This window comes from Pantoea agglomerans (assembly GCF_020149765.1).
GTDB classification, from domain to species: domain Bacteria; phylum Pseudomonadota; class Gammaproteobacteria; order Enterobacterales; family Enterobacteriaceae; genus Pantoea; species Pantoea alvi.
In genome coordinates this window covers 1061543-1087189 of sequence record NZ_CP083809.1, presented here as the reverse complement: position 1 = coordinate 1087189, position 25647 = coordinate 1061543, and the positions used below count along the sequence as shown (strand labels likewise).

The window sequence follows — 25647 nt, the reverse complement described above, 5'->3', positions numbered from 1 at the left end:
ATAAAAAAGCCTGCCGTCAGCGGGCAGGCTTTTTCAGTGCGGGATAATCAGCTTAGCGCGCGGCGTCATCAGCCAGCGCGTGCGGCTTTTCGTCGTCGTGCAGATGATCGTGCTCGGTCTGCGCCACAGCGGCAACGCGCTTGCGCACGCCGAACCAGCCCAGCACCAGAATCACCGCCAGAACCGGAATAGCGGCGATGGTGTAAGTACCATTCGGGTAATCAAACGCCATCAGCCCCAGCACGCTCAGCAGGAACAGCAGCGTCAGCCAGGAGGTGACCGGCGCGCCCGGCAGCTTAAAGCTGACATCGTCCGCTTTGCCCTCTTTGATCGCTTTGCGCAGACGCATCTGGCAGATCACGATAAAGCCCCAGGAGGCGATAATGCCCAGCGATGCAACGTTAAGCACGATCTCAAACACCTGCGAAGGCACGTAGTAGTTGAGCACCACGCCGATCACATAGACCGCGATGGTGACCAGAATCCCGGCGTAGGGCACCTGCTGACCGTTCATCTTCGACATAAACTTCGGTGCAGAACCGCCCATCGCCATGGAGCGCAGAATACGACCGGTGGAGTAGAGACCGGAGTTCAGGCTGGAGAGCGCCGCGCTCAGCACCACGATATTCATGATGCTGCCGACATAGGGCACGCCCAGCTTCGAGAAGAAGGTCACGAACGGGCTCTGGCCCGCCTGATAGGCGTTCCACGGCAGCAGCAGGACCAGCAGCACAACAGAGCCAACGTAAAACAGGCCGATACGCCAGATAACGCTGTTGATCGCTTTCGGTAGCATGGTTTCCGGATCTTTACACTCCCCTGCCGCCGTTCCCACCAGCTCGATAGAGGCAAAGGCGAACACCACGCCCTGCACCAGCACCAGCGCCGGCAGCAGGCCGTGCGGGAAGAGGCCGCCGTTATCGGTCACCAGGTGGAAGCCGGTGGCGTTGCCGTCCAGCGGCTTACCGGTGCCGAGGAACACCACGCCGACCACCAGGAAAATCACAATCGCCAGCACCTTCACCAGCGCAAACCAGAACTCCATTTCGGCAAACCACTTCACGCCGATCATGTTCATGGTGCCGACAATCGCCAGTGCGCCCAGCGCAAACACCCACTGCGGCACGTCACCGAAGGCCCCCCAGTAATGCATGTAGAGCGCCACGGCGGTGATATCAACGATGCCGGTCATGGCCCAGTTGACAAAGTACATCCAGCCCGCGACATAGGCGGCTTTTTCGCCAAGAAACTCGCGCGCATAGGAGACGAAGCTGCCGCTGGTGGGACGGTGCAGAACCAGCTCACCGAGCGCGCGCAGGATAAAGAACGAGAAGATACCGCATACCAGATAGATCAGCGCCAGCGCCGGTCCTGCCGCCTGTAAGCGTCCGCCTGCGCCGAGGAACAGGCCGGTGCCGATGGCGCCGCCGATAGCAATCATCTGAACGTGACGATTGCCCATCGCCTTGTGGTAGCCGGTGTCATGTGAGTTCAGCCAGCGTCTTTTCGCAGCACGCATTTCGGCTGCGGTTTTTTTAGTAGATTTCATAGCCTTCCTGTTTGTCCTGACCATCAATCACGGCGATCACAAACGATTGCGTACGCCATGTGAAATGGGGTAATTATCCGCTTAATCTGCCTGTGAGTTATAGGTAAAGCGGCAGGGGAAATTACGGCGATGAATCCTACCCGTTCTGCCTGAACGAAGCAAAAGATACCGATAAGGTGCACAAAGTGTTTTGTAAGAATCGGGTTTAATGCACAAAAAAACCGGCCATTGGCAGACCGGTAAGCGCTACAGGGATGGAAAGCGTGGCGTGAGGGTTAGCGGTAGATCTCTGCGGTGCCGCGCCACAGGCTGGAGTCGCCTGGGTTCTCGACGCCGATAACGCGGTAGTGGCTGGCGCCCATCTCTTCAGCTTTTTGCGAAAGCTGACGCGTGGCGTCATCCAGCGAGCCGCGCGCGTTTGAAACGGATACGCTGCCGAGGCTTTGCAGACCCTGCGCCTGCTCCTGGTCAACCGGCGTGGCCGCCAGCGTAGAGAACGAAGCGGTTGCCAACAGGGCGCCAGCCAGAATCAGAATACCTTTTTTCATAGCATGCTCCTTCAAGGGGGTTGCAGGTGAGTTGTTTAATACTGCTAAGAATTATTAGCGTCGTAATGAAAACCAACATCTGGCCGATGTAAACCTGTCTGCTTTTTACACGCTGCGCCGCGTGCTCTCCTGGGTTATGTCAGCAGAGTTCATTTTTTGTGCAGAGTGTAAGCCGGCGTATCGATGAGCTGCGCGGCCCTGGCGGCTACGCGCTCGCTCCTTTATAATGCCCACACCTGAAACAGGGATATTGCCGTGATTGTGAAACGTTCTGTGACTCGCAGTATCGCCCAGGCGCTGAGCGCCATTGTGCTGCTGGCGCTGCTGACCACCGGACTGGCGCTGATGACGCTCTCCAGCAGCCTGCGCGACGCCGAGGCGATTAACCTGGCGGGCTCGCTGCGCATGCAGAGCTACCGGCTGGCCTGGGACAGCACCAGCGCGCCGCAGCAGCTGCGGCAGCATCTGCTGGAGTATGAAGAGACGCTCAACAGATCTGCGCTGCGCGACCTCGATCGCCCCTGGGTGCCGCGGGAGGTCGTCAGCCGCTATCACCATCTGCGCACCGCCTGGCCCACGCTACAGCAGCAGCTGCAGCGCGGCGAGGCTGCGCTTTATCAGCAGCAGGTGGCGAACTACGTCGGCGAGATCGATCGCTTTGTGATGGGGCTGCAGCGCTACAGCGAAAGAAAAATGGAGCTGGTGGCGGCCAGCAGCCTGCTGGGCGTGGTGTTAATTGTGGCGCTGGCGCTGACCACCATTCGCTTTAGCCGCCGCCAGGTGGTGCGTCCGCTCAATGCGCTGGTCACCGCCAGCCGCTACGTCGAAAGCGGCAACTTCGCCTTTCCGCCGCTGGTGGTAGAGCAGAATAACGAACTGCGCGTGCTGGCGCAGACCTTTAGCGCCATGGCGGCGCGTCTGCATTCGCACCATCAGGCGCTGGCCAGCGCGGTTGAAGAGAAGACGCGCGATTTGCAGGAGGCGAACCGTACGCTGTCGCTGCTCTATGAAAGCTCGCAAATGCTGACCGCCCGCCCCCTCAGCGCGGCGCTGTTCGAAAGCGTAATGGCACAGGTACGCGAGCGCGAAAACCTGCGCGCGCTGGTGCTGGAGAGCGAGCATGGCCGCTTCAGCGTCGGCGAAAGCGATGAGCGTGCAGGCTGGCACAGCGTCGTGCTGCAGCAGGATGACGAGCAGACCGGCGCGCTGCGCTGGCAAAGCGAACAGGCTCAGCCGCGTCAGGCGCTGATGCAGAGTTTAGGCAATATGCTGTCGCGCGCCGTCTGGATCTGGCAGACGCAAAAGCAGGTGCAGCAGATGCTGTTAATTGAAGAGCGCGCCACTATCGCGCGCGAGCTGCACGATTCGCTGGCGCAGGCGCTCTCGTTTCTGCGTATTCAGTTTACGCTACTGCGCCGCACGTTCGGCACCTCCAGCCCCGAGACGCAAAGCATCATCGCCGACGTCGACCGCACGCTTTCCGACGCCTATCGTCAGCTGCGCGAGCTGCTGGCGACCTTCCGCCTGACCATTGAGCAGGCCGATCTGGTGGCGGCGATGCAGGCGATGATTACATCGTTGCAGGAGCAGGTTACGGCTAAAATTAACTTTAGCTTCCAGCCCGGACTGGAAACGCTGGATGCGCAGCAGCAGGTGCATTTGTTGCAGATTGCCCGCGAGGCGGTGCTCAACGCCATTCGTCACGCCGATGCCGCCACGATTAGCGTACGCTACGAGCGCAATGCGGAAGGTGAGCATTTACTTACGGTGACGGACGACGGCGTCGGCATCGCCAGCACCGAAGAGCCGCAGGGCCACTACGGCCTGACCACCATGTCGGAGCGCGCGGCGCGGCTGGGGGGCGAGCTGAAGATACAGGCGCAGGCGCGCGGTACGCAGGTCGCGCTGCGTTTTCCACCGCGGCCCGCCACGCCGCCGACGTAATATTATCGCGTTGACGCACAACGCCTCTTTTTAACCTTTTCAGACGCGCTTTTTCGCGTTATTCGCCGGGAGTTAATATGCAACAACCTACGCTGACGGTAATGATTGTGGATGACCATCCGCTAATGCGTCGCGGTATTCGCCAGCTGCTGGCGCTGGAGCCCCGGCTGGAGGTGATTGCCGAGGCGAACAACGGCACCGAAGCGCTGGCTGAGGCGCGCCGCCTGGCGCCAGATATCATTCTGCTCGATCTCAATATGAAAGGCATGTCGGGCCTCGACACGCTGAAGGCGCTGCGTCATGAGGGGATCAGTTCGCGCATTTTGATCTTTACCGTGTCGGATGCGCGCAGCGATATCGACGCGATGGTGGATGCCGGCGCGGATGGCTACCTGCTTAAAGACAGCGATCCGGAACTGCTGCCCGGTCAGATCCTGCAGGCGGCGCGCGGCGAGAAAATCTTCAGCGACGCGGTGCACGACTATCTCGCCACGCGCCAGCACAGCGCCAGTCCGTTTCGCCTGCTCACCGAGCGTGAGCGCGACGTGCTGCAGGAGGTAGCGCGCGGCCTGTCGAACAAAGAGATCGCCGCCGCGCTGCATATTTCGGAAGAGACGGTTAAGGTGCATATCCGCAATCTGCTGAAAAAACTCGACGTGCGCTCGCGCGTCGCCGCAACCGTTATGTGGCTGGAAAATCGCCACGGCTGACCTGACGAGGGTTTTACACTTTCTCCACAATTTCTCCACGCTTTCCTGATTTGCAGCACGTAGAGTAAGTTTCAGCGAAAGAGTGACTTTTCCCTGCCCGCACGGCCTGCGTGAAGCGTGGGCCGCATTCTGAGAATAAAAGCGAAACGCTGCTGAGGAGTGTCGATTCGATGTCGAATTTTTTCATCGACCGTCCCGTTTTTGCCTGGGTGCTGGCAATTTTAATCAGCCTGTGCGGCACGCTGGCGATTATCTCTTTGCCCATTGAGCAATATCCCGACCTTGCGCCGCCCAACGTGCGCATAACCGCCAACTATCCGGGCGCCTCAGCGGAAACGCTGGAAAACACCGTCACCCAGGTTATCGAGCAGAACATGACCGGCATCGACAACCTGATGTATATGTCGTCCAACAGCAGCAATACCGGCCAGGCGCAGATCACCCTCACCTTCTCGGCCGGCACCAATCCCGACGAAGCGCGCCAGCAGGTGCAGAACCAGCTGCAGTCCGCGCTGCGCAAGCTGCCGCAGGCGGTGCAGTCCCAGGGCGTGACGGTCAATAAAACCGGCGACAGCAATATCCTGATGCTTGCGTTCGTCTCTACCGACGGCAGTATGGATAAACAGGATATTGCAGACTATGTCGCCAGTAATATTCAGGATCCGCTGAGCCGCATCGACGGCGTTGGTCAGGTGGACGCCTACGGCTCACAGTATGCGATGCGTATCTGGCTCGATCCCGCCAGATTGATCGCCTACTCGCTGACCACCGACGACGTGGTCAGCGCTATTGAAGCGCAAAACGCGCAGGTCGCCGTGGGTCAGGTCGGTGGCCTGCCCTCTGTGGACAAGCAGGCGCTGAACGCCACGGTCAATGCGCAGTCGCTGCTGCAGACGCCGGAGCAGTTCCGGGCGATCACCCTGAAGACCAATCCCGACGGTTCGGTGGTGACGCTGGGCGACGTGGCGCAGGTGGTGCTGGGCGCCGAGAAATATGATTACCTGAGCCGCTATAACGGCCAGCCGGCGTCGGGCCTCGGCATTAAGCTCGCCTCCGGCGCCAACGAGATGAACACCGATAAGCTGGTGCGTCAGCGCGTGGAAGAGCTGTCGCACTTTTTCCCCCACGGGCTGGAAGCCAAAATCGCCTATGAAACCACGCCGTTCGTTAAAGCCTCGATTCACGACGTGGTAAAAACGCTGCTGGAAGCGATCGTACTGGTGTTCGGCGTGATGTATCTGTTTATGCAGAACTTTCGCGCCACGCTGATCCCCACCATCGCCGTGCCGGTAGTGCTGCTGGGCACCTTCTCTGTGCTCTACGTCTGCGGCTTCAGCATCAATACCCTTACTATGTTCGCGATGGTGCTCGCTATCGGCCTGCTGGTGGACGACGCCATCGTGGTGGTGGAGAACGTCGAACGCATTATGAGCGAGGAGGGTCTCTCGCCGCGCGCGGCAACGCGTAAGTCGATGGGGCAAATTCAGGGCGCGCTGGTGGGGATCGCGCTGGTGCTGTCGGCGGTATTCGTGCCGATGGCCTTTTTCGGCGGCACGGTGGGCGCCATCTACCGCCAGTTCTCCATCACCATCGTATCGGCGATGGTGCTGTCGGTGCTGGTGGCGATGATCCTGACGCCTGCCCTGTGCGCCACGCTGCTGAAGCCACTGGCGCAGGGAGAACATCACGGCCGCCGCGGCTTTTTCGGCTGGTTCAACCGCCACTTTAACCACAACGCTGACCGCTACCAGCGCGGCGTTGCGCGCATCCTGGGTAAAGGCGGCCGCTGGCTGCTGCTCTACCTGGCTCTTATTGCCCTGATGGCGTTCCTGTTTATCCGGCTGCCCACCTCGTTTCTGCCGCTGGAGGATCGCGGCGTCTTTCTGACGCAGGTGCAGCTGCCGCCAGGTGCGACGCTGCAGCAAACCTCTGCGGTGGTGGCGAAGGTCGAGAACTACTATATGACGCAGGAGAAAGAGAACGTGGTGTCGGTCTTCTCGACTATCGGCTCGGGGCCGGGCGGCAACGGCCAGAACGTGGCGCGGCTGTTTGTGCGCCTGAAAGAGTGGGAAGCGCGCCCCGGCGCGGATCGCAGCTCATTCGCCATTATCGAACGCGCCACAAAAGCCTTCCGCGACATCAAAGAGGCCCGCGTTATCGCCAGCAGCCCGCCAGTCATTACCGGCATGGGCAGTTCATCTGGTTTTGATCTGCAGCTGCAGGATCACGCCGGAATCGGCCACACGCAGCTAATGGCGATGCGCGATAAACTGTTAGAAATGGCGGGGGCCGATCCTGCACTGTCGCGCGTGCGCCACAACGGCCTGGACGACAGCCCGCAGCTGCAGATCGATGTCGATCAGCGCAAAGCGCAGGCGCTGGGCCTCTCTATCGACACCATCAACGACACCCTGACCACCGCGTGGGGATCGACCTACGTTAATGACTTCCTCGATCGCGGGCGGGTGAAAAAGGTCTACGTGCAGGCCGCGCCAGCCTTCCGCATGCTGCCGGACGATATCAACAAGTGGTACGTGCGCAACGCCAGCGGCGGCATGGTGCCCTTCTCCGCCTTCGCCACCAGCCGCTGGGAAACCGGCTCGCCGCGTCTGGAGCGCTATAACGGCTACTCCTCGCTCGAAATCGTCGGCGAGGCGGCGCAGGGGGTCAGCAGCGGCGCGGCGATGGACGCCATGGAACGTCTGGTGGCGAAGCTGCCGCTCGGCGTCGGCTTTGAGTGGACCGGCGCCTCATATCAGGAGCGGCTGTCGGGCTCGCAGGCGCCTGCCCTCTATGCGCTTTCGCTGCTGGTGGTGTTCCTCTGCCTGGCGGCGCTCTATGAGAGCTGGTCGATTCCCTTCTCGGTCATGCTGGTGGTGCCGCTCGGCGTGGTTGGCGCGCTGGTCGCTACCTGGCTGCGCGGGCTGGAGAACGATGTCTATTTTCAGGTCGGGCTGCTGACGGTGGTGGGACTCTCCGCGAAGAACGCCATTCTGATTGTGGAGTTCGCCAACGAGATCAACAGCAAGGGCGGCGAGCTGGTCGAGGCGACGCTCTCCGCTTCGCGCCAGCGTCTGCGCCCGATTCTGATGACCTCGCTGGCCTTTATTTTCGGCGTGCTGCCGATGGCCATCAGCGCAGGCGCCGGTTCCGGCAGCCAGCACGCGGTCGGCACCGGCGTAATGGGCGGCATGATCTCCGCCACCGTGCTAGCGATATTTTTTGTGCCGCTGTTCTTCGTGCTGGTGCGCCGCCGCTTTCCGCTAAAGGCGAAGCCGCACGACTGATGGAAAAAGTAAAGGCAGCCACCGGGGTGGCTGCCTTATTGCTATGTGTGGTCCGAATCAGAGCAAGGGGGAGATCTCCTGCCTTTTCCGCCGCGCGTTACTTGTTGCGTAACATCGCCGCGATGAATTCTTTCCAGTTCCCCATTTCAGCGTCGATCATATAAACCCTCTCTTATTGTGCTGACGATTTTACGCGTAAATTTCCGTCAGGTGAATACGGTTACACCTGTTTTCACTATCGGCAGAGTCGATTAATTACTGTAGTTTTTTCGTTCTGCTAGCTGACGCACATTTCAGCAACTTACTATAAACACGAAAGAAACAGTAAAAAGATTCGGACCAGCGGGTCTGGAACGTCACTAAGATAATTCTTAACAGGATCATGATAAACTGCGTGACAATAACCCGGCAAATGAAAGCGGTTACTAAGACAAATCCTAATGATTTTGTTCGCGTTATTTCGCCGCTTTTCCTGCGACACCGCTTAGCACCCCGGCTCACTGTGTTAAACTGACCTCCTTATTTTCAGACGAGGAATCCTGATGACAGCGCAGTGGGTGATGTACGGCATAAAAAATTGCGACACCATAAAAAAAGCGCGCCGCTATTTAGACGCCGCCGGCATCGACGTTGAATTCCATGACTACCGCGCCAGCGGGCTGAGCGATGCGCTGCTGTCGCAGCTTATCGATCAGTCAGGCTATCAGACGCTGCTTAATACCCGCGGTACCACCTGGCGCAAGCTGACGGATGCCGAACGCGAGGCCGTTGTTGATGCTGAGAGCGCCAAAGCGCTGATGCTGGCGCAGCCTGCCCTTATCAAGCGCCCCGTGCTGCGCGCGCCAGACGGCACGCAGCTGGTCGGCTTTAGCGAGACCGCTTACCACGCGTTTATCCAGGAGAAGTCATAATATGTTCTGTCCTGTAATCGAACTGGCGCAGCAGCTTATCCGCCGCCCCTCGCTCAGCCCGGATGACGCAGGCTGCCAGGCGCTGCTGATTGCGCGTCTGGAGGCAATTGGCTTTCAGGTTGAGCCGATGGTTATCGACGACACGCTCAACTTCTGGGCGACGCGCGGCCAGGGCGAAACCCTGGCGTTCGCCGGCCATACCGATGTGGTGCCGCCGGGCGACGCCAGCCGCTGGATCAATCCGCCTTTCGAACCCACGATCCGGGACGGCATGCTGTTTGGCCGCGGCGCGGCGGATATGAAAGGATCGCTGGCGGCGATGGTGGTCGCGGCGGAGCGCTTTGTCGCCGCGCATCCCAGCCATAAAGGCCGCCTGGCGTTTTTGATCACCTCCGACGAAGAGGCGAGCGCGAAAAACGGCACGGTAAAAGTGGTCGAGCGGTTAATGGCGCGCAACGAGCGTCTGGATTACTGCCTGGTGGGCGAGCCGTCCAGCACCGAAGTGGTGGGCGACGTGGTGAAAAACGGGCGTCGCGGCTCGATGACCGCGAACCTGACTATCCACGGCGTGCAGGGCCACGTTGCCTATCCGCATCTGGCGGATAATCCGGTGCATCGCGCCATGCCGGCGCTCAACGCGCTGGTCGCCACCGAGTGGGACAGCGGCAACGCCTTTTTCCCGCCGACCAGCATGCAGATCGCTAACGTGCAGGCCGGCAGCGGCAGCAACAACGTTATCCCCGGCGAATTCTTCGTGCAGTTCAACTTCCGCTTTAGCACCGAACTCACCGATCAAATGATTAAGGATCGCGTGGCGGCGCTGCTCGACAGCTATCAGCTGCGCTATACGCTGGAGTGGAACGTTTCTGGCCAGCCGTTCCTGACCTCGCGCGGCAAGCTGGTTGACGCCGTAGTCAGGGCGGTATCGCACTATAATGAAATCAAGCCGCAGCTGTTGACTACCGGCGGCACCTCAGACGGACGCTTTATCGCGCGGATGGGTGCGCAGGTGGTCGAGCTTGGCCCGGTGAATGCCACCATTCACAAAATCAATGAGTGCGTGAAGGCAGCCGATCTGCAGACGCTGAGCCGCATGTATCAGCGCATTATGGAACAGCTGGTCGCCTGATCGCGATCAAGAGGAGCAGGCAAATGGAATTTATCAAAGATTACTGGTGGATCCTTGTGATCCTGTTGCTGGTCGGCGTGTTGATGAACGTTTATAAAGATCTGAAGCGCATCGACCATAAAAAATTTATGGCGAACAAGCCCGACCTGCCGCCGCATCGCGACTTTAACGATAAATGGGACGATGAGGACGACTGGCCGAAGAAGAAGTAACGGGCCTTTTTAGTCGCGCCATCGTCCTGAAACGCCCTCGCCTGCGCGAGGGCGTTTTTACATCATCATAATGACATCGTCGTCGCCGGGTTTCGCGCCGCTCAGCGCCTCGTCGAAATAGCGCTTCGGCACGGTATAGTGCAGATGCTTCAGCGCCAGCGCCATGCTGCGGTCGTCGACCGCGTGCGGCAGATCCTCAACGATATCAAGCGTCACGTCGCCGCCCAGCGCGGTTAGCCGCTGCGCGGCCTGCTCGGCGTGCTGCATCGGAATCTGCTCGTCATACTCGCCGTGGATCAGATGAATGGTGGTGCGCGTCGAGGCGTGCTCCGGCAGCGTCGCATAGCGTCCGCTAAAAGCCACCACGCGGCCCGCCAGATCCGGCTGCGCCTTCACGCCCTCCAGCACCATGGTGCTGCCCTGCGAAAAGCCCACCAGCGCGGTCGCGTCGGCGCGCACGCCGCTTTGCTCCTGCCAGTGCCGCACCGAATCGACGAACTGCGGCAGCACGGCGTTAATCCGCTGCTGCTCGCTCTGGTCGTGCTGCGCGGTTTCGCTGAACCAGTAGTGGCCCGGCGACGGCGCGCCTACCGCCACCACCTGCGCCTGCGGGAACTCGCGCGCGAACCAGCTGCCCAGCTGCGCCATTGAGTGGGGATTGTCGCCGACGCCGTGATAGAGCAGGAACAGCTGTTGCGCTTCCGCGCTCGGCTGCTGAACAATTACATATTGCAGTGTCATAGTGACCTCCTCTAATCACTATACGCCGCCCTGCGCAGAGCGCTATTGGGAATATTTGAACAAGTCTGTGGATTTATTCTACTTGCCGACGCAGCCGGTCGGCGCGCGCGGCGTCCAGCGCGGTCAGGGCGGCACCCGCTTCAAGACGCAGCCGGGCGATCAGCGCCTTGCGCCCGGTCAGCCCCGCCTGCTGCGCCAGCGCGACCGGGTCCGCCTGGGGTTGCAGCGCGGCCTGCAGCAGCGGCGGTACAGAGGCGCAGGCGGCGAGCCGAGACAGCACCGGCAGGCTCGCCTCCAGCGGCCGCTGCGCCCAGGCGAATCCCGCCGTCAGCCAGGCATCTTCGTCGGTAAAGGTCAGCGGCGCGTCCGGTAGCCTGATCGGCTCGGCAATCTGCTGACGCAGCTGCGCCCAGTCGCGCGCCAGCCGCGCCGCGGCGCGCTGCTGTAACGCTCTGCCTGCGGGCGTCAGCGCCAGCATCGCCATCGCCGCATAGCAGCCGCTGCTCGCTTCGCGCTGCGTGCCGACACGCACCAGGCTAAAGCCGCAGGCGCGCCAGAAGGCCCACAGCGCCTCGGTGTAGCCGAAGCTGACGGAGAGAAAGTCCACATCCTGCTGCCTCTGCGCGGCGGCGACCAGTGCCTGGCCAATACCCTGCCTGCGCTGCTCTGCCGCCACGGCGATACGGCTGATGCGTCTCGATCGCAGGGTTGCCGCCTCGACGAAGCCGGCGTGCGCCGCCAGCGACTGCGCCACCAGACTGCCGCGCGGGCGTCGCCTGCCCGCCCAGACCGCCTGCGCCAGCTCAGGCGTTAACCCGCCCTCCTCCACCAGCCAGAGCGCGCCCTGCAGCGCAGGCGCTTCGCCGCTCAGCCACAGCGTCATGCCGGGTGCATCCATTAAGCGGCGCAGATCGAGCGGCGAGGTGCGGTAGTGAGCGCTCGCCAGTAGCCGATAAGCGGCGGCCGGCTGCACGGGATCGCGCTGCCAGACGTCGGCGGGCAGAGGGCGCGGCGCGCCAGGGAGGGAGAGCGGCGCGGGCGCGGCGTCTTCAAACAGCAGCGCCTGATTAAGCCAGGCTTCCAGCGGGTCCTGACGCGACCAGCGCAGCGGCTCGTCCAGCGTGAAGTAACGTACCTGTTCCAGCGTGGCGCAGAACTTCAGGATAAAGCCGCGGCCGGTGCCTTCGTAGCCCTGTACCGTGGTGGTCAGCAGCACGCGCGGAAAGCGCGCCACCAGCTGCGTGAGGATCGGTGCCGGGATCGCCGCCGCCTCGTCGACGATGAGCCAGTCGGCAGCAGGCAGATGCGGCTGGGCGAGAATGGCGTCGGGCGCCATAAAGTGAAAGTGATCTTGCGCAAAGCGCGACAGCACGTCGGTTGCGGCCTTCGCCGGGGCGGCGATCAGCGCGCGCGGGATCTGCTGTGCCAGCATGCCCGCCAGCGCCGATTTGCCGCGCCCGCGCGGCGCGGTCAGCACCGCGACGCCTGGCGGCATCGCCAGCAGCTGCTGAAGAATCGCCCGCTGCTGCTGCGGAGCGCGACACTGCCAGCGCGGCATCTGCGCCAGCGGCGCGATACGCGGTGGCGCATCCTGACGCAGCAGCGCCACGGCGGGATCGGCGAGCAGCCTCTGCTGCAGATGGCGGACAAAGTGCGGCGTCGGGAGAGGGTCGGCAACGTCAGCCCAGCGCAGGCTGTCCTCGTCGGGCTGTTGCGCCCAGCACGACCACGGCGGCGTCAGCAGCAGCAGCCAGCTTCCGGCGCGCAGCGTGCCCGCCAGCGCGGCAAACGCCTCGGCGTGGAAACCGCGGCGCGCGTCGAAAATAGCGTGGGTGAATTCGCGACCAAGCAGCGTGCGCAGCGCCGACGGCGCGCAGTGCGGCAGCCCCGCCATCGGCGCGTCGCCTACCACCAGCCAGTCCCCCGGCAGGGCGGCGCGCCACTCGGCGGCGCGCGCCAGAGACCACGCCGCGTCGCCGCTGATTGCGCAAAGCCGCCTGACGCCCGCCAGCTGCATCTGCTGGCTAAGCTGCTCAGGCGACATCAGTTAGCGGCGAAGGTGTTGCACTGTCCCGGATCGCCGCCGTCGAAGCCGCGTTTAAACCAGGTGTAGCGCTGCTCCGAGGTGCCGTGGGTAAAGCTGTCGGGTACCACGCGTCCCTGGCTGCGCTGCTGCAGACGGTCATCGCCGATCGCCTGCGCCGCGTTCAGCGCCTGCTGCAGGTCGCCGGTTTCCAGCCAGTTGTCTTTGCTGACGTAGTGGCCCCAGACGCCGGCGAAGCAGTCCGCCTGCAGCTCCATTTTCACCGAGAGCTGATTGATCTGCGTCTGGCTCGCTCCCTGCTGCATCTCACGCACTTTCGGCTCGATACCCAGCAGATTCTGCACGTGGTGTCCCACCTCATGCGCTACCACGTAGCCCTGCGCGAACTCGCCGCCCGCGCCGAGCTTGTTTTTCATTTCGTCATAGAAGGAGAGATCGATGTAGACGCGCCGATCGGCCGGGCAGTAGAACGGGCCCATCGCCGTCTGACCGGTGCCGCAGCGGGTCTGGGTCGCGCCGCGGTACATCACCAGCGTCGGCGCGCTGTACTCTTTGCCCATCTGCTGGAAAAGTTTGCTCCAGGTATCTTCGGTGGAGGCGAGAATGACGCGGGTAAATTTTGCCGCCTCGTCGTCATTGGCGCTGACGCGCTGCTGCTGCTGGCTGGTGGGGGCGACCCCGCCGCCGGTGAGCAGTCCCGTCAGGTCATAACCGTAATAGCCGGCAACCGCGACCACCACTAACAGAATAATGCCGCCCTTGCCGCGCGGGATACGAATCTGCCGTCCGCCGCTGTAGGCTGGGCTTTGATCCCGACGGTCTTCTACATTGTCGCTCTCGCGACGTCCTTGCCAGCGCATAATCTGCTCCTGATTGAGATAGTTTTCCGTGATTTTAGTTGCGCGGCGAGACAACTACCAGCCTTGCGGCCAAATGAAAAAAGGAGAGCCGCGGCTCTCCTCTCTCCTTCTGACAAGGGGTTAGCTTAGTCGAGCTTAACGCCCAGACGCTGCGCCACCTCTTCATAGGCCTCGATCAGGCCGCCGAGGCTCTGGCGAAAACGGTCTTTGTCCATTTTATCCATCGTCTCTTTATCCCACAGGCGCGCGCCATCCGGCGAAAACTCGTCGCCCAGCACCACTTCGCCTTTGAACAAGCCGAACTCCAGCTTGAAATCGACCAGGATCAGGCCCGCGTCGTCAAACAGCTTGCTCAGCACCTCGTTGGCTTTGAAGGTCAGCTCCTGCATGCGCGCCAGGTTCGCTTTGCTGACCCAGCCGAAGGTTTCGCAGTAGGATTCATTGACCATCGGATCGTGCTTCGCGTCATCTTTGAGGAACAGATCGAACAGCGGCGGATTGAGGATCATGCCCTCTTCCACGCCGAGACGTTTTACCAGCGAGCCAGCCGCGCGGTTGCGCACCACGCACTCCACCGGCACCATCTCCAGCTTTTTCACCAGCGCTTCGTTGTCGGAGAGCAGCGCTTCCATCTGGGTCGGAATGCCCGCTTCCTGCAGTTTGGTCATAATGAAATGGTTAAACTTGTTGTTTACCATTCCTTTGCGATCGAACTGCTCGATTCGGGCTCCGTCGCCTGCTGACGTATCGTTGCGGAACTCGAGTACCAGCAGATCCGGATTGTCGGTGCTGTATACGGTTTTCGCTTTACCGCGATACAACTCAGCTCGCTTTTGCATCTTGTTAACTCCAGACTTGAAAATTACGGGTGTTCTGCGACGGCGGGCCGCTGGGGGATTGCCGCGACGCAATCGTTTACTTCGCCGCGCGCTATTATGCCAGAGACGAAAAAAAAAGGCCGGAGAATCTCCGGCCCTGAGGCGATTTATTTGTTAAGGGCCGCCTGGAACACGGCCACCAGCGCATCGTTCTGCGACTGGGTGAGCACATGCCCTTTCGGATCGATAAACTGCAGGCTGCTGCGGTTATCGAGATCGCCGACCTGCACTTTATAGTCGCCGTTCGGCAGCTCTGGATCTTTCGCGCCGACCTCATCCCACGCGCCGCTGCCCGGCGACTTGTAGGTGACGTTCATGCTGCCCTGCGAGCGATTGCTGTCGGTGACTTCCATACCGACGCGCTGCATCGCCTGCGGCAGACGCTGCCAGGCAACGCTGAACGGCGTACGCAGCACCAGCATCGGCAGTCCGGTATCGTCCGCGCCGCTCTGTACGTCAATGCTGCCGCTGGCGCGACCGGCCGCTGCGTTTTCGCTGGCGACGTCAATTTTGTCCAGCCCGGCGCTGATGGCGTTAAGCATCTGCGCGGTATAGCGCTGGATCTGCACCGGCGCGGTAACCGCTTTATCCTGCTGCTGCAGCTCAAGCAGACGCACCGTCAGCACCTGCTGGTAGCTCTGCGACTGCACGCTGATCTCGTAGCGGCCGCGATACTGGTTATCTTCGTCGGCGCGATTCCACTGCACCCAGTCGGTGGTCAGCTGCTGACGCGCATCGTTGCGCTGCGCAATGGGGAAATTGTTCGACTCAACAACTTTGGTCACCTGCGACCAGACGGCGCCGCGGCTGTTTTCCAGCATCAGCACGCCGGTGTTGCCGGTGAACTGCGCGCGGGCGCCGTTTACCAGCGCCAGCGGCTGCGCCGGCGGGCGAATGTCGAGCTGCTTGCCGACGTTGCCGCTGGCGGCGGTGTGCGGCACGTCGTAGTCGCCGTGCGCCACCGGCAGGATCATACCGGCGGGTGCCTTCAGATCCTGCAGCTCGCTCGCCTGTAAATAGGACTCGTCACCGCTTACCTGACGTTTGTAACGCTGATCGCTAGAGCACGCCGTTAACAGCATCGCAGTAGACAGCGCCACGACGGTCGCAACCGTTGAGCGCTTTACAGAATGATTCATTGAAACTCCCTAACTTATCGCAAACCCGCTTTAATCAGCGCCTGTTCAACTTTTGGTATGGCCGCTGAACTCAGCGGCGTCATCGGCAGACGCAGCGTGTCGCTGGCGATTAATCCTAACTGTTTCGCCGCCCATTTTACCGGGATCGGATTGGGTTCACAGAAAAGCGTCTGGTGCAGATGCATCAGACGCTGATTCAGGCGACGCGCCTCGATGAAATTGCCCTGTTGCGCCAGCGCGCACAGCTCAGCCATTTCACGCGCCGCGATGTTGGCCGTGACCGAAATGACCCCCTTGCCGCCCAGCTGCATCAGGTCCAGCGCGCTGGCGTCGTCGCCGCTGACGATGATAAAGGCTTCATCGACCAGTGCTTGGATCTGACTAACGCGCGATAAGTTCCCGGTCGCCTCTTTGATTCCGATAATATTTTTAATTTCAGCCAGGCGCGCAACGGTTTCCGGCAGCATATCGCAGCCGGTGCGTGAGGGGACGTTATATAACATTTGTGGCAGCGCCGTGCTTTCCGCGATCGCTTTAAAGTGCTGGTAGAGCCCTTCCTGGGTCGGACGGTTGTAGTAGGGCGTCACGGTCAGACAGCCGACCACGCCGCTGTTTTCGAAACGTTTGGTGAGAGAGATGCCTTCTGCGGTGGCGTTGGCCCCGGTGCCGGCGATCACCGGGATACGCCCGTCCGCCAGCTCCAGCGTCAGCATCACCACGTCGCCATGCTCTTCATGGCTCAGGGTCGCGGATTCGCCGGTGGTGCCGACGGAGACGATCGCCGCGGTGCCGCTGGCGACGTGATAATCAATCAGTTTTTTCAGACTCGCACGGCAGACATTACCTTTGTCATCCATTGGCGTAACGAGTGCAACAATACTTCCCGTGAACATTGGCGATCCCCTCGACAAACAAGTGCTTCATGGTACGTTTTACTTCTGTTGAAAAGCAAGCAGGCCACGCCCCTCCTGCGCTTGTCAGCAGTTTTTTTTATGTTTACCTTATAGTTATTAGCGAATGAACAGGAAATCCCACTTTGCCGCAGTCTCAGCCCCACCATTTGGTGATCACCGCTCTGGGTGTTGACCGTCCGGGTATCGTCAATACTATTACCCGTCACGTCAGCAGCTGCGGATGCAATATCGAAGACAGCCGTCTCGCCATGCTCGGGGATGAGTTCACCTTTATTATGCTGCTCTCCGGCAGCTGGAACGCTATCGCGCTGATTGAGTCGACGCTGCCGCTGAAAGGCGCAGAGCTGGAGCTGCTGATTGTGATGAAGCGCACCCGCGCCAGAACGCGTCCGCCGATGCCGGCGACGGTGTGGGTGCAGGTTGAGGTGCCTGATTCGCCCCACCTAATTGAGCGCTTTACCGATCTGTTTGACAAACATGCGATGAACATCGCTGAACTGGGGTCGCGCATTAAGCCGGGTCAGGCGGATCAGACGCCGACGCTCTATATTCAAATCACGGCGCACAGCCCGGCGGGCGTCGGCGACTCTCAGTTTGAGCAGGCGTTTTACGCCCTGTGTCGCGAACTCAACGCCGACGGCACGCTGCGTTTCTACAGCCTGGCCGACGACGATGCGGCGACGCTGCAGGGTTCACGCTAAGCTGTAAATAAGCCGGGGCTATTCCTCCACATCACTGTTGTCTGGCTATGTGGCGCAATATCCCCTGATGGCGGCTTTTCGCCTGGCGCGGTTTGTCAGGCGGTCTGTCGCCCACAGCATAAAGAAAAAATGGAGAGTAGTGATGAATCCACTGAAAGCCGGTGATACCGCACCGAAATTTAGCTTGCCCGACCAGGATGGCGAACAGGTAAATTTAACCGACTTCCAGGGACAGCGCGTTCTGGTCTATTTCTACCCGAAAGCGATGACGCCGGGATGCACCGTGCAGGCCTGCGGCCTGCGCGACAATATGGATGAGCTGAAGAAAGCGGGCGTGGAAGTGCTCGGCATCAGCACCGACAAACCTGAAAAGCTGTCGCGCTTCGCCGAAAAAGAGCTGCTGAACTTTACCCTGCTCTCTGATGAAGATCATCAGGTCTGCTCGGCGTTCGGCGTCTGGGGTGAAAAGACCTTTATGGGCAAAACCTATGACGGCATTCACCGGATTAGTTTCCTGGTGGGCACCGACGGCACGATTGAAAAGGTATTCGACGACTTTAAAACCTCGAACCATCACGACATCGTGATGGATTACCTGAAGTCGGCGTAACGCGGCGCGGATGCGGCCTTGCGCCGCATCCCGCCTTCTCTCTTTTACGGCGTCAGGCTCTCTGACCGCCGCCCCTCCGCGACCCGCACGCAGTTGCGCCCGTCATGTTTCGCCTGATAGAGCGCGGCGTCAGCCTGCTTCAGGCTTTGCTCCAGCGGCTGCGCCTCATCCTGCCAGGCGGCTACTCCGACGGAAAGGGTAATGGCACCGACATCAGCTATCGACGCCTCGGCGATGCTGGCGCGTATACGTTCGGCAATGCGGCTCGCCTCATCAATCTCGGTCATCGGCAGCAGCATCAGGAACTCCTCTCCGCCGTTGCGACACACCACGTCGCTCTGACGCGCGCTGGCGCTCAGCGTCTTCGCGACCTGCTTAATTACGCGATCGCCAACGTCATGTCCCCAGCTATCGTTGACCCGCTTGAAGTGGTCGATATCAAGCGCCAGCACGGCGAACGGCTGACGCAGCGTATGATAGAAGTCGAGCACCGCGCTCAGGCCGCGCCGGTTAAGCAGCTGGGTGAGCGGATCGGTCTGCACCTCTGACTTCAGGCGGCCGATTTTGTCCTGCACCAGCCCGATGCCGGTCAGCAGCGCGCGTTTTACCTGCGCCGCCTCAAAATACCAGGCATGAATCGTGTCCAGCTCCATTGAGACGCCCGGCGCATCCATCTGACGCGCCTTACGCGCCAGCTGCCAGAGCGGCAGCGCGATCAGCCGCGCCAGCACCACCGCCACCAGCAGCGTCAGCAGCGCGAAAGGCACCGAGTGCTTCAGCACCTGCATCAGCAGACCAGAGAGCGGCTCCAGCGTAACGGCGGTCGGCTTCAGCGCCACCACCGTCCAGCCGGTGGTCGGCACCACGGCGTATCCGACAAGGCGCGGCGGCTCGCCCGCCGTCCGCAGCTGCAGCGAGCCGTTGGTGGTTTCACCGCGCCCGCTCAGCAGCGCGGGCAGGGTTTTGCCAACCAGCTGCCCGTTCTGGTGATAGAGCACCTGGCTGGTGCTGTCGAGCACGTAGACGCTGGTGCCGTCGCGATAGTACTGCTCGCCGAGCAGCGTATTTAAGATGCTTTTCTTTTTCAGGTAGATGGTGCCGCCCACGTAGCCGAGATAGCGGCCGTCGCGGCTCCAGATGGGCCAGGAGACAAAAATAATCAGGTTATTGGCCGCTGAGATGGTCGGCTTGCTGATGGCGGGCTGGCGCGAGCTGAGCGCCTCACGCGACGCATCGCTGGTCAGGTGCATGCCCTGCAGCATCAGGGATTCCGGTGAGATAGCCTTGACCACGCCGTTAGCGTCGACCACCGCTACCGAGTTAAAGCTGCTGGTCTGCTCGCGCAGGCGATCGACCTCCTGACGCAGCAGCGCGGGATCCTCAAAGTTTTCGCCGAGCAGCCTGGCGCTGTAGTGCAGCTGCGACTGCGCCAGCTGGAAAAAGATTTCGGTGGTGGAGGCGAGCTTGGTGGCGTAAGCGCGGTTCGCCTCCAGCGTGCTGTCGATCAGCGCCATACGCTGCACGCGCCAGGTAGCATAGAGCGCGTTGGTGAGCGTAACCACAATGCTGACGATGGCGAGCAACGCGATAAGCGTGCGTAGATCGGTTCGGGGACGCAGGCGCATTAACATAGCGCACCCGCCGTAAAAGATAAGTACATGCTGAAAGGCCTGAGAATGTCGTTTTTGTTGGAGGTTGTCTGCCCTGGTGAGGCAAGAGGCAAGTGTACACGCTGTCGCCCGCCTGAGCACCCCTCAAGCCCGACATTCTCAGAAACCGCCTGTTTACCCCTGGCGCTAATCGATCAGCCCCTGCTCATCGTAGAAGGGCCAGGGGCCAGAATAATCACCAATGGCGCACTGATGCGTCACCATGCCCTGCCCCGGCTGCCAGCGGTGCAGCAGAAAACCAGGCGGCTCCAGCACGAAATGGGCCGGGCCGTCGGGCTGCAGGTCAAAGGCCACCTGATGGGAGAGGCCCGGCGCGCACACCGCCAGGGTACCGGCAAAGCGCGTCTGCAGGCTGCGATGCAGATGGCCGCACAGCACCCGCTCTACCTGCGGATAGCGGGCGATCACCGCCGCCAGCGCGCCGGGGTCGCGCAGCCGCTGGCGATCCATATGGTCGATGCCGCAGATAAAAGGCGGATGATGCAGCATCACCAGCGTCGGCGCGGCGGGTTCGCGCGCCAGATGTTGCTCCAGCCACCTCAGCTGATGCGCATCGACCTCGCCCCAGGGCTGCCCCGGCACGCTGGAGTCGAGCGCAAGCAGCTGTAGCGGCCCGACCTTTAGCTGCCAGTTCAGGGTGACGCCGTGCTGAAGATAGAGGTGATCGGCAAACACCTCGCGCAGCGCCTGGCGATCGTCATGATTGCCCGGCATCAGGCGGAACGGCAGCTGCAGGCGGCGCAGCAGCTGCCGCAGCGTCTGATACTCCTCCACCGCGCCGAAATCGACCAGATCGCCCGTAATCACCACCATATCCGGCTGCGGTCGCAGCGCGTTAAGGGTCTCGATGGCGCGCAGCAGCGCCGCCTGGGTATCGACTTTTTTATAGGACAGGCGACCGTTCGCCTTGATATGCAGGTCGCTGATCTGCGCGATCAGCGTAGGGTTGTCGGACACGACGCTCTCCTTAATAACCGGTAAAATCCAGCGCGGCGCGCGGCGCCAGCGTCCAGGTGACGTGCTGCCCGGCATGCCAGGCCTCTCGCGCATGACGATCGACCTGAATCGGCGCGGCAAGCCCGATATCGATATGCAAACGCTGCGCGGCACCCAAAAAGGTGCTGCCGACGATATAGCCGTGGCGTGCGTAGCGGGTGTCGTCCGCCAGCAGAATATCCTCCGGGCGGCAGAACTGATGCGGCTCCCCCCGGGCGTCGGTTGCGATGCAGTTGATCGCCCCGACAAAGTCGGCAACGAAGCGCGTCGCCGGACGCTGATAAATCATCTGCGGCGTGTCGATCTGGGCGATGCGCCCCTGCTCCATCACCGCAATGCGATCACCGAGCGCCATCGCCTCCTGCTGATCGTGCGTGACATAGACGGCGGTAATCGCGAGCCTTTTCAGCAGCGCGCCGATCTCAAGCCTCAGACGCTCGCGCAGTTTGGCGTCGAGCGCCGCCAGCGGTTCATCAAACAGCAGCACTTTCGGCCGCGCGGCCAGCGCGCGCGCCAGCGCCACGCGCTGCTTCTGTCCGCCGGAAAGTTTGTCGATGGCGCGGTTCGCCAGCGCGCTGAGATCCACCAGCGCCAGCATCTCCTGCACGCGCGCCGCGCGCTCGCCGCGCGCCACGCCCTGTACCTTCAGGCCATATTCCACGTTCTGCGCCACGTTCATATTGGGAAACAGCGCGTAGTTCTGGAACACCATACCGACGTTGCGCTTCTCAATCGGCAGCGCGGTGACGTCGCGATCGTCAAACCAGACCTCGCCGCCCTCGTCGCTGCTTTCCAGCCCGCTGATAATGCGCAGCGTCGTGGTTTTGCCGCAGCCGGACGGCCCGAGCAGCACCAGGGTTTCGCCGGCGTGAACGGTAAGATCGAGGGGATGCAGCGCGGTATGTTGATGAAAGCGGCGCGCGCAGCGGCGCAGCGTGACGTTAACGGCAGCGTTATTCATGCCAGCTCCTTAACAGCGTTTCGCGTCGTCTGGCGCGCCAGCCAGTGATTGCAGGCGTTGAGCATCAGCAACAGCGGTAAAATCATGACGATAAAGATCAGCGTATAAGCCGATCCCACTTCCAGCCGCATCGAGGCGTAGCTGTCCGCCAGCCCGACCGGCAGGGTTTTGGTCAGCGGCGTGTGCAGCATCCAGGTAATATTGAACTCGCCTACCGACAGGGTAATTACCATAAACGCCCCCGCCAGAATGCCGTTGCGGCAGTTCGGCACCACCACGGTGAAGAAGCGGCGCCAGAAACCGGCACCGAGGCTGGCGGCCGCCTCTTCGAGGCGCGGCAGCTGAATCGCCTGCATCACCGCCAGCACCGGCCGGATCATAAAGGGCAGCGTAAAGAGCACATGGCCGATCAGAATAAACAGCCAGCTGTCACGCAGCGCGTCAAACCGGCCGTAAAGCAGAATAATCCCGAGCGCGGTCGCGAGGCCCGGCAGCGCCACCGGCAGCATCAGGCACTCCTCGATGCGGGCGGCCCAGCGCGGCGGCGCCTTGAGCAGCCCCCAGGCGGCAGGAATACCCGTCACCACGACGATCGCCAGACAGCAGAGCGCAATCAGCAGCGACAGCCAGAAGGTATCGGCGTAGAGCGCCCACACCTGCCCGACCCACTTCAGCGTCAGGCCGCTGCGCAGGCCAGCGAAGTAGTTTTCTGTCACGCCCGCCAGCATCGACAGCACCACCGGCACAATCATAAACAGCGCCGTCAGCGCGGTGATCCCGGCCTGCAAACAGAACAGCGTGCGACGCTTCATGATGATTTCTCTCCCGAATGGTGCGTTAAGGCGCGCGCCACTATCAGACCCAGCCAGGCGACCGCGCCCATCACCACCGACAGCGCTGCAGCGGTGGCGAAATTGGCGTAGTTGGTGAACTCGCCGTAAATGGTCAGCGGCAGCACGCTAAGGCTGGTGCCGAGGGTAAAGGCGGTGCCGAACGCACCCATGCTGGTGGCGAAGCAGAGCGCGCCGCTGGAGAGCAGCGCCGGCCTGAGTCCCGGCACGATAACGTCCCAGGTGATGCGCCACTGGCTGGCCCCGAGCGAGCGCGCCGCCTCTTCCAGCGAGCGATCCAGCTTTTCGCTGGCAGCCACCAGCGTGACGATGGCGCGCGGCAGCGAGAAGTAGAGATAGCCGATAAACAGGCCGCTGAGCGAATAGGCGAGCGTCCAGCGTTCGTGAAACAGGCTCATGCTCAACTGCGCCAGCAACCCCTGCCGCCCCACCAGCATTACCACCAGAAACCCCACGACCACGCCGGGAAAGGCGAGCGGAAAGGTCAGCAGCGCCAGCAGCGTGCCGCGCCCGGCGAAACGCTGACGCGCCAGAAAACAGCCAACCACGGCGGCGATCAGAAGGGTTATCAGCGTCACCGCCAGCGACAGCAGCAGGGTGTTGAGCAGGCTTTGCAGATAGTGCGGCTGGGCGATCGCCGTCCAGTAGCCGCTCTGCCCGGTGGTGCGATCCGGCGTCAGCCCAGTCTGCAGCAGGCGCGCGAAAGGCAGCAGCCAGAAGGCGGCGAAAAAGAGCAGCACAGGCAGCAGCATCCAGGGCCAGCGCGCGCCCTGATGCGCCCGACGGCGCAGGGCCGTCGGCGCGCCGCTGCGGGTTTCCAGCAGCGACATTAACGGATCTCACTCAGGTAGCGGGCGGAAAAGGCTTTCTGCACATCGGCCATCTGCTGATAATTCACCGTGGTCGCGCGGGCATAGTCGCTGTCAGGCAGGAATTTCGCCTTGGCCTCGGCGGAGATCGCCGACGGACGCACCGGGCGCAGGTAGGCGTTGGCCCAGATCGCCTGACCTTTATCCGAGAGCACATAATCGATCACTTTCCTGCCGTTGGCAGCGTGCGGCGCGTTCTTCACCAGGCTGATAACGTACGGCACCGTAACCGTCCCCTCCTGCGGGATCACGAAGGCGACGTTGGCGTGATCTTTATACTTTGCGCGGTAGGCGTTGAAGTCGTAGTCGAGCAGAATGGGGATCTCGCCTGAAATCAGGCGCGCGTAGGCGGTCTGCTTCGGCACGATCGGCTGGTTGGCCTGTAGCTTTTTGAACCAGTTCAGCGCCGGGGTGAAGTCCTGCAGCGATCCGCCTTTCGCCTGATTCACCGCCACGGCGGTGACGTAGCCAACAAAGGCGCTGGAGGGATCGAGATAGCCGACCATGCCCTTATATTCCGGCTTCAGCAGATCATCCCAGGAGGTCGGCAGCGGCGCGCCGCCCAGCGCATCGACATTGACCATAAAGCCCAGGGTGCCGGAGTGCAGCGCCACCCATTTCCCGTCAGGATCTTTCATGCCTGCCGGCACCTCGTCCCAGCGCGCCGGCTTATAGTCGGCGATAACGCCAGCGCCCGCCGCCTGAATGCCGAAGCTGACGCCGTAATAGACCACGTCGGCGACCGGATTGCCCTGCTCGGCGACCAGCTGCGCCAGCGCCTGGCCAGAGTTTTTATTGTCCTGCGGCACCTGGACGCCGGTGTCGTGGGCGATAGCTTTCAGCTGCGCTCCCCAGTCCGCCCACTCCGGCGGACAGTTGTAGCAGATGGCGCTTTCCGCCGCGTGGGCAGCCTGGCTCGCTATACCGCATACAACCAGCAGCGCCGCAGCGCTTAACATTTTCATTCTCTTGTGCGTTGACATGTGGATTCCCTGGAATTAACGAAGGTAGAGCGCGGTGCGGGCGCGATGCTTTCGCCCAGCCGCAGATGGTGCGCCAGCATGCGAAGCCCGCCGCTGGCGTGTTGTAACAGCATATCGATGGCGCAGGCACCGAGCAGATCGCTGGGCTGCACCACCGAGGCAAGCGAGGGCGTCAGATGCTCGCCGGTTTCAATGCCATCGAAGCCCATAACGGAAAGCTGCGTCGGCACCTGAACGCCCGCGCGCGCGGCGGCGCCCATCAGGCTGATGGCCAGCAGGTCGTTACTGCAGATCACCGCGGTCAGCGGATTAGCCCCCTGCAGGCGCGGTTGCAGCTGTTGAAAGTCGGAGCGCGTATGGCTCGGCATCTCGATCAGCGGAAAGGGTTTCAGACCCGCCTGCCGCATGGCGTCGCAGTAGCCGAGAAAACGCTGCTGCGCCCGATCGGACTGCCAGACAGGGCCGGTCACCATGCCGATATGGCCGTGCCCCAGCCCCAGCAGATGTTCGACCGCTTCGGCCATCGCGCGCCGGTTATCGACGCAGACGCTCGGCCAGCTGGCGCACTGCGGCACGTTGTGCGCCAGCACAAAGGGCATCTGCGCCGCGGCCAGCGTCGGCAGCACCGCGCTGCGGTCCGCGTCAGCCACCGTTAACACCAGCCCGGCGACGCGCTGACGCAGCATATGTTCGACGATTGCCGCCTCGCGCTCGGCCTGATAGTCGCTGGTGGCGACCAGCAGCCCGAAGCCGGCCAGCCGCGCCTGACGCTCCATCGCCTGCAGCTGATGAGCAAATACCGGATTGAGCAGCGAAGGCAGCAATACGCCAAGGGTGGTGGAGTGCTGGGTGCGCAGCTGTCGCGCGATATGGTTAGGGCGGAAGCCGAGCTGGTCCGACGCCGCCAGCACCCGCTGCAGCGTGCTCTCTTTCAGCAGATGGGGATCGGAGAAGGCGCGCGCCGCCGTGGCGCGCGAGACGCCCGCCAGTTTCGCTACGCTTATCAAATCGGTCATTTTCTTCCCCTGATACGCTGATGAGAACGATCTCACTGGCGCTCAAACTAAAGGGGTTGTATGACAGAACAATCGCAGCGGAATGACGAACAGATGACAGCGGCACGGGGCCGCTGTCGAGGGG

Annotated in this window: 24 protein-coding genes; 8 read left to right on the top strand and 16 right to left on the bottom strand. The window is 61.8% G+C overall.

What is annotated here, in order from left to right; translation table 11 throughout:
* Positions 1-52: 52 nt before the first annotated feature.
* Together ansP and LB453_RS07705 are read right to left on the bottom strand one after the other, a co-directional pair.
* Positions 53-1549, bottom strand: coding sequence for an L-asparagine permease (ansP, locus tag LB453_RS07710; protein ID WP_103794306.1), 1497 nt, complete (start codon positions 1547-1549; stop codon positions 53-55).
* Positions 1550-1824: 275 nt separating this feature from the next.
* Complete coding sequence (locus LB453_RS07705; RefSeq protein ID WP_103794307.1) at positions 1825-2097, bottom strand: YdgH/BhsA/McbA-like domain containing protein; 273 nt, start codon at positions 2095-2097, stop codon at positions 1825-1827.
* Between the two features lie 255 nt (positions 2098-2352).
* Here LB453_RS07705 and narQ point away from each other — a divergent pair, with 255 nt between their 5' ends.
* The 3 genes from narQ (at position 2353) to acrD (ending at position 8038) form a co-directional block, all read left to right on the top strand.
* A complete protein-coding gene (gene narQ / locus LB453_RS07700; RefSeq protein ID WP_103794308.1) occupies positions 2353-4041 on the top strand; it encodes a nitrate/nitrite two-component system sensor histidine kinase NarQ in 1689 nt (562 codons plus the stop codon).
* A 77-nt stretch (positions 4042-4118) separates the two neighbouring features.
* Complete coding sequence (locus tag LB453_RS07695; protein ID WP_103794309.1) at positions 4119-4751, top strand: response regulator; 633 nt, start codon at positions 4119-4121, stop codon at positions 4749-4751.
* Between the two features lie 170 nt (positions 4752-4921).
* Positions 4922-8038, top strand: a complete 3117-nt coding sequence (gene acrD / locus LB453_RS07690) for a multidrug efflux RND transporter permease AcrD (RefSeq protein ID WP_224481682.1) — start codon at positions 4922-4924, stop codon at positions 8036-8038.
* A 97-nt stretch (positions 8039-8135) separates the two neighbouring features.
* Here acrD and LB453_RS23420 read toward each other — a convergent pair whose 3' ends face one another.
* Complete coding sequence (locus LB453_RS23420; protein WP_224481767.1) at positions 8136-8183, bottom strand: hypothetical protein; 48 nt, start codon at positions 8181-8183, stop codon at positions 8136-8138.
* Positions 8184-8580: 397 nt separating this feature from the next.
* Here LB453_RS23420 and LB453_RS07680 point away from each other — a divergent pair, with 397 nt between their 5' ends.
* The 3 genes from LB453_RS07680 to LB453_RS07670 are packed head-to-tail and all read left to right on the top strand — an operon-like array spanning position 8581 to position 10290.
* On the top strand, positions 8581-8949 hold the full coding sequence (locus LB453_RS07680) for an ArsC family reductase (protein ID WP_103794311.1): 369 nt from the start codon (positions 8581-8583) through the stop codon (positions 8947-8949).
* Position 8950: 1 nt separating this feature from the next.
* On the top strand, positions 8951-10078 hold the full coding sequence (dapE, locus tag LB453_RS07675; protein WP_103794312.1) for a succinyl-diaminopimelate desuccinylase: 1128 nt from the start codon (positions 8951-8953) through the stop codon (positions 10076-10078).
* Between the two features lie 23 nt (positions 10079-10101).
* A complete protein-coding gene (locus LB453_RS07670) occupies positions 10102-10290 on the top strand; it encodes a YpfN family protein (protein WP_103794313.1) in 189 nt (62 codons plus the stop codon).
* A gap of 57 nt (positions 10291-10347) precedes the next feature.
* Here the strand turns inward: LB453_RS07670 and ypfH are convergent, their stop codons facing one another.
* From ypfH to dapA, 6 genes are all read right to left on the bottom strand, one after another.
* Positions 10348-11031, bottom strand: a complete 684-nt coding sequence (ypfH, locus tag LB453_RS07665; RefSeq protein WP_103794314.1) for an esterase — start codon at positions 11029-11031, stop codon at positions 10348-10350.
* Positions 11032-11104: 73 nt separating this feature from the next.
* Complete coding sequence (locus LB453_RS07660; protein WP_103794315.1) at positions 11105-13075, bottom strand: tRNA(Met) cytidine acetyltransferase TmcA; 1971 nt, start codon at positions 13073-13075, stop codon at positions 11105-11107.
* Positions 13075-13935, bottom strand: a complete 861-nt coding sequence (locus LB453_RS07655) for a neutral zinc metallopeptidase (protein WP_103794448.1) — start codon at positions 13933-13935, stop codon at positions 13075-13077. The genes LB453_RS07660 and LB453_RS07655 overlap by 1 nt, the downstream gene beginning before the upstream one ends.
* A 125-nt stretch (positions 13936-14060) precedes the next feature.
* The gene (purC, locus tag LB453_RS07650; RefSeq protein WP_103794316.1) at positions 14061-14774 is read right to left on the bottom strand and encodes a phosphoribosylaminoimidazolesuccinocarboxamide synthase; all 714 of its coding nucleotides are present in this window, start codon (positions 14772-14774) and stop codon (positions 14061-14063) included.
* A 146-nt stretch (positions 14775-14920) separates the two neighbouring features.
* Positions 14921-15952: an outer membrane protein assembly factor BamC gene (gene bamC / locus LB453_RS07645; RefSeq protein WP_103794317.1), complete on the bottom strand. Its 1032-nt coding sequence runs from the start codon at positions 15950-15952 to the stop codon at positions 14921-14923.
* 14 nt (positions 15953-15966) lie between these two features.
* Positions 15967-16845, bottom strand: coding sequence for a 4-hydroxy-tetrahydrodipicolinate synthase (dapA, locus tag LB453_RS07640; RefSeq protein ID WP_103794318.1), 879 nt, complete (start codon positions 16843-16845; stop codon positions 15967-15969).
* 143 nt (positions 16846-16988) lie between these two features.
* On the opposite strand from dapA, the gene LB453_RS07635 reads away from it, so the two are divergent.
* Together LB453_RS07635 and bcp are read left to right on the top strand one after the other, a co-directional pair.
* Positions 16989-17567: a glycine cleavage system transcriptional repressor gene (locus LB453_RS07635; protein WP_103794319.1), complete on the top strand. Its 579-nt coding sequence runs from the start codon at positions 16989-16991 to the stop codon at positions 17565-17567.
* Between the two features lie 142 nt (positions 17568-17709).
* Entirely contained in the window at positions 17710-18177 is a 468-nt protein-coding gene (gene bcp, locus LB453_RS07630) for a thioredoxin-dependent thiol peroxidase (RefSeq protein WP_103794320.1), read from the top strand.
* A gap of 44 nt (positions 18178-18221) precedes the next feature.
* Here bcp and LB453_RS07625 read toward each other — a convergent pair whose 3' ends face one another.
* From LB453_RS07625 to LB453_RS07595, 7 genes are all read right to left on the bottom strand, one after another.
* Positions 18222-19808, bottom strand: coding sequence for a sensor domain-containing diguanylate cyclase (locus LB453_RS07625; RefSeq protein WP_103794321.1), 1587 nt, complete (start codon positions 19806-19808; stop codon positions 18222-18224).
* Between the two features lie 165 nt (positions 19809-19973).
* Positions 19974-20804 (bottom strand): phosphodiesterase, encoded by an 831-nt coding sequence (locus LB453_RS07620; protein WP_103794322.1) that lies wholly within the window; start codon positions 20802-20804, stop codon positions 19974-19976.
* 10 nt (positions 20805-20814) lie between these two features.
* Positions 20815-21804, bottom strand: coding sequence for an ABC transporter ATP-binding protein (locus LB453_RS07615; protein ID WP_103794323.1), 990 nt, complete (start codon positions 21802-21804; stop codon positions 20815-20817).
* Entirely contained in the window at positions 21801-22616 is an 816-nt protein-coding gene (locus LB453_RS07610; RefSeq protein ID WP_103794324.1) for an ABC transporter permease, read from the bottom strand. Before LB453_RS07610 ends, LB453_RS07615 begins: the two co-directional genes overlap by 4 nt.
* Positions 22613-23485 (bottom strand): ABC transporter permease, encoded by an 873-nt coding sequence (locus tag LB453_RS07605; RefSeq protein WP_103794325.1) that lies wholly within the window; start codon positions 23483-23485, stop codon positions 22613-22615. Before LB453_RS07605 ends, LB453_RS07610 begins: the two co-directional genes overlap by 4 nt.
* Positions 23485-24489, bottom strand: a complete 1005-nt coding sequence (locus LB453_RS07600) for an ABC transporter substrate-binding protein (RefSeq protein WP_411970193.1) — start codon at positions 24487-24489, stop codon at positions 23485-23487. The genes LB453_RS07605 and LB453_RS07600 overlap by 1 nt, the downstream gene beginning before the upstream one ends.
* Positions 24486-25523, bottom strand: a complete 1038-nt coding sequence (locus LB453_RS07595; protein ID WP_103794327.1) for a substrate-binding domain-containing protein — start codon at positions 25521-25523, stop codon at positions 24486-24488. The genes LB453_RS07600 and LB453_RS07595 overlap by 4 nt, the downstream gene beginning before the upstream one ends.
* Positions 25524-25647 lie beyond the last annotated feature (124 nt).

What these genes read in the sequence shown, in the direction of transcription:
- ansP (WP_103794306.1), bottom strand. Translation starts at nt 1,549, where the DNA reads ATGAAATCTACTAAAAAAACCGCAGCCGAAATGCGTGCTGCGAAAAGA.
- LB453_RS07705 (WP_103794307.1), bottom strand. Translation starts at nt 2,097, where the DNA reads ATGAAAAAAGGTATTCTGATTCTGGCTGGCGCCCTGTTGGCAACCGCT.
- LB453_RS07695 (WP_103794309.1), top strand. Translation starts at nt 4,119, where the DNA reads ATGCAACAACCTACGCTGACGGTAATGATTGTGGATGACCATCCGCTA.
- acrD (WP_224481682.1), top strand. Translation starts at nt 4,922, where the DNA reads ATGTCGAATTTTTTCATCGACCGTCCCGTTTTTGCCTGGGTGCTGGCA.
- LB453_RS07680 (WP_103794311.1), top strand. Translation starts at nt 8,581, where the DNA reads ATGACAGCGCAGTGGGTGATGTACGGCATAAAAAATTGCGACACCATA.
- dapE (WP_103794312.1), top strand. Translation starts at nt 8,951, where the DNA reads ATGTTCTGTCCTGTAATCGAACTGGCGCAGCAGCTTATCCGCCGCCCC.
- LB453_RS07670 (WP_103794313.1), top strand. Translation starts at nt 10,102, where the DNA reads ATGGAATTTATCAAAGATTACTGGTGGATCCTTGTGATCCTGTTGCTG.
- ypfH (WP_103794314.1), bottom strand. Translation starts at nt 11,031, where the DNA reads ATGACACTGCAATATGTAATTGTTCAGCAGCCGAGCGCGGAAGCGCAA.
- LB453_RS07660 (WP_103794315.1), bottom strand. Translation starts at nt 13,075, where the DNA reads ATGTCGCCTGAGCAGCTTAGCCAGCAGATGCAGCTGGCGGGCGTCAGG.
- LB453_RS07655 (WP_103794448.1), bottom strand. Translation starts at nt 13,935, where the DNA reads ATGCGCTGGCAAGGACGTCGCGAGAGCGACAATGTAGAAGACCGTCGG.
- purC (WP_103794316.1), bottom strand. Translation starts at nt 14,774, where the DNA reads ATGCAAAAGCGAGCTGAGTTGTATCGCGGTAAAGCGAAAACCGTATAC.
- bamC (WP_103794317.1), bottom strand. Translation starts at nt 15,952, where the DNA reads ATGAATCATTCTGTAAAGCGCTCAACGGTTGCGACCGTCGTGGCGCTG.
- dapA (WP_103794318.1), bottom strand. Translation starts at nt 16,845, where the DNA reads ATGTTCACGGGAAGTATTGTTGCACTCGTTACGCCAATGGATGACAAA.
- bcp (WP_103794320.1), top strand. Translation starts at nt 17,710, where the DNA reads ATGAATCCACTGAAAGCCGGTGATACCGCACCGAAATTTAGCTTGCCC.
- LB453_RS07625 (WP_103794321.1), bottom strand. Translation starts at nt 19,808, where the DNA reads ATGTTAATGCGCCTGCGTCCCCGAACCGATCTACGCACGCTTATCGCG.
- LB453_RS07615 (WP_103794323.1), bottom strand. Translation starts at nt 21,804, where the DNA reads ATGAATAACGCTGCCGTTAACGTCACGCTGCGCCGCTGCGCGCGCCGC.
- LB453_RS07610 (WP_103794324.1), bottom strand. Translation starts at nt 22,616, where the DNA reads ATGAAGCGTCGCACGCTGTTCTGTTTGCAGGCCGGGATCACCGCGCTG.
- LB453_RS07605 (WP_103794325.1), bottom strand. Translation starts at nt 23,485, where the DNA reads ATGTCGCTGCTGGAAACCCGCAGCGGCGCGCCGACGGCCCTGCGCCGT.
- LB453_RS07600 (WP_411970193.1), bottom strand. Translation starts at nt 24,489, where the DNA reads ATGAAAATGTTAAGCGCTGCGGCGCTGCTGGTTGTATGCGGTATAGCG.
- LB453_RS07595 (WP_103794327.1), bottom strand. Translation starts at nt 25,523, where the DNA reads ATGACCGATTTGATAAGCGTAGCGAAACTGGCGGGCGTCTCGCGCGCC.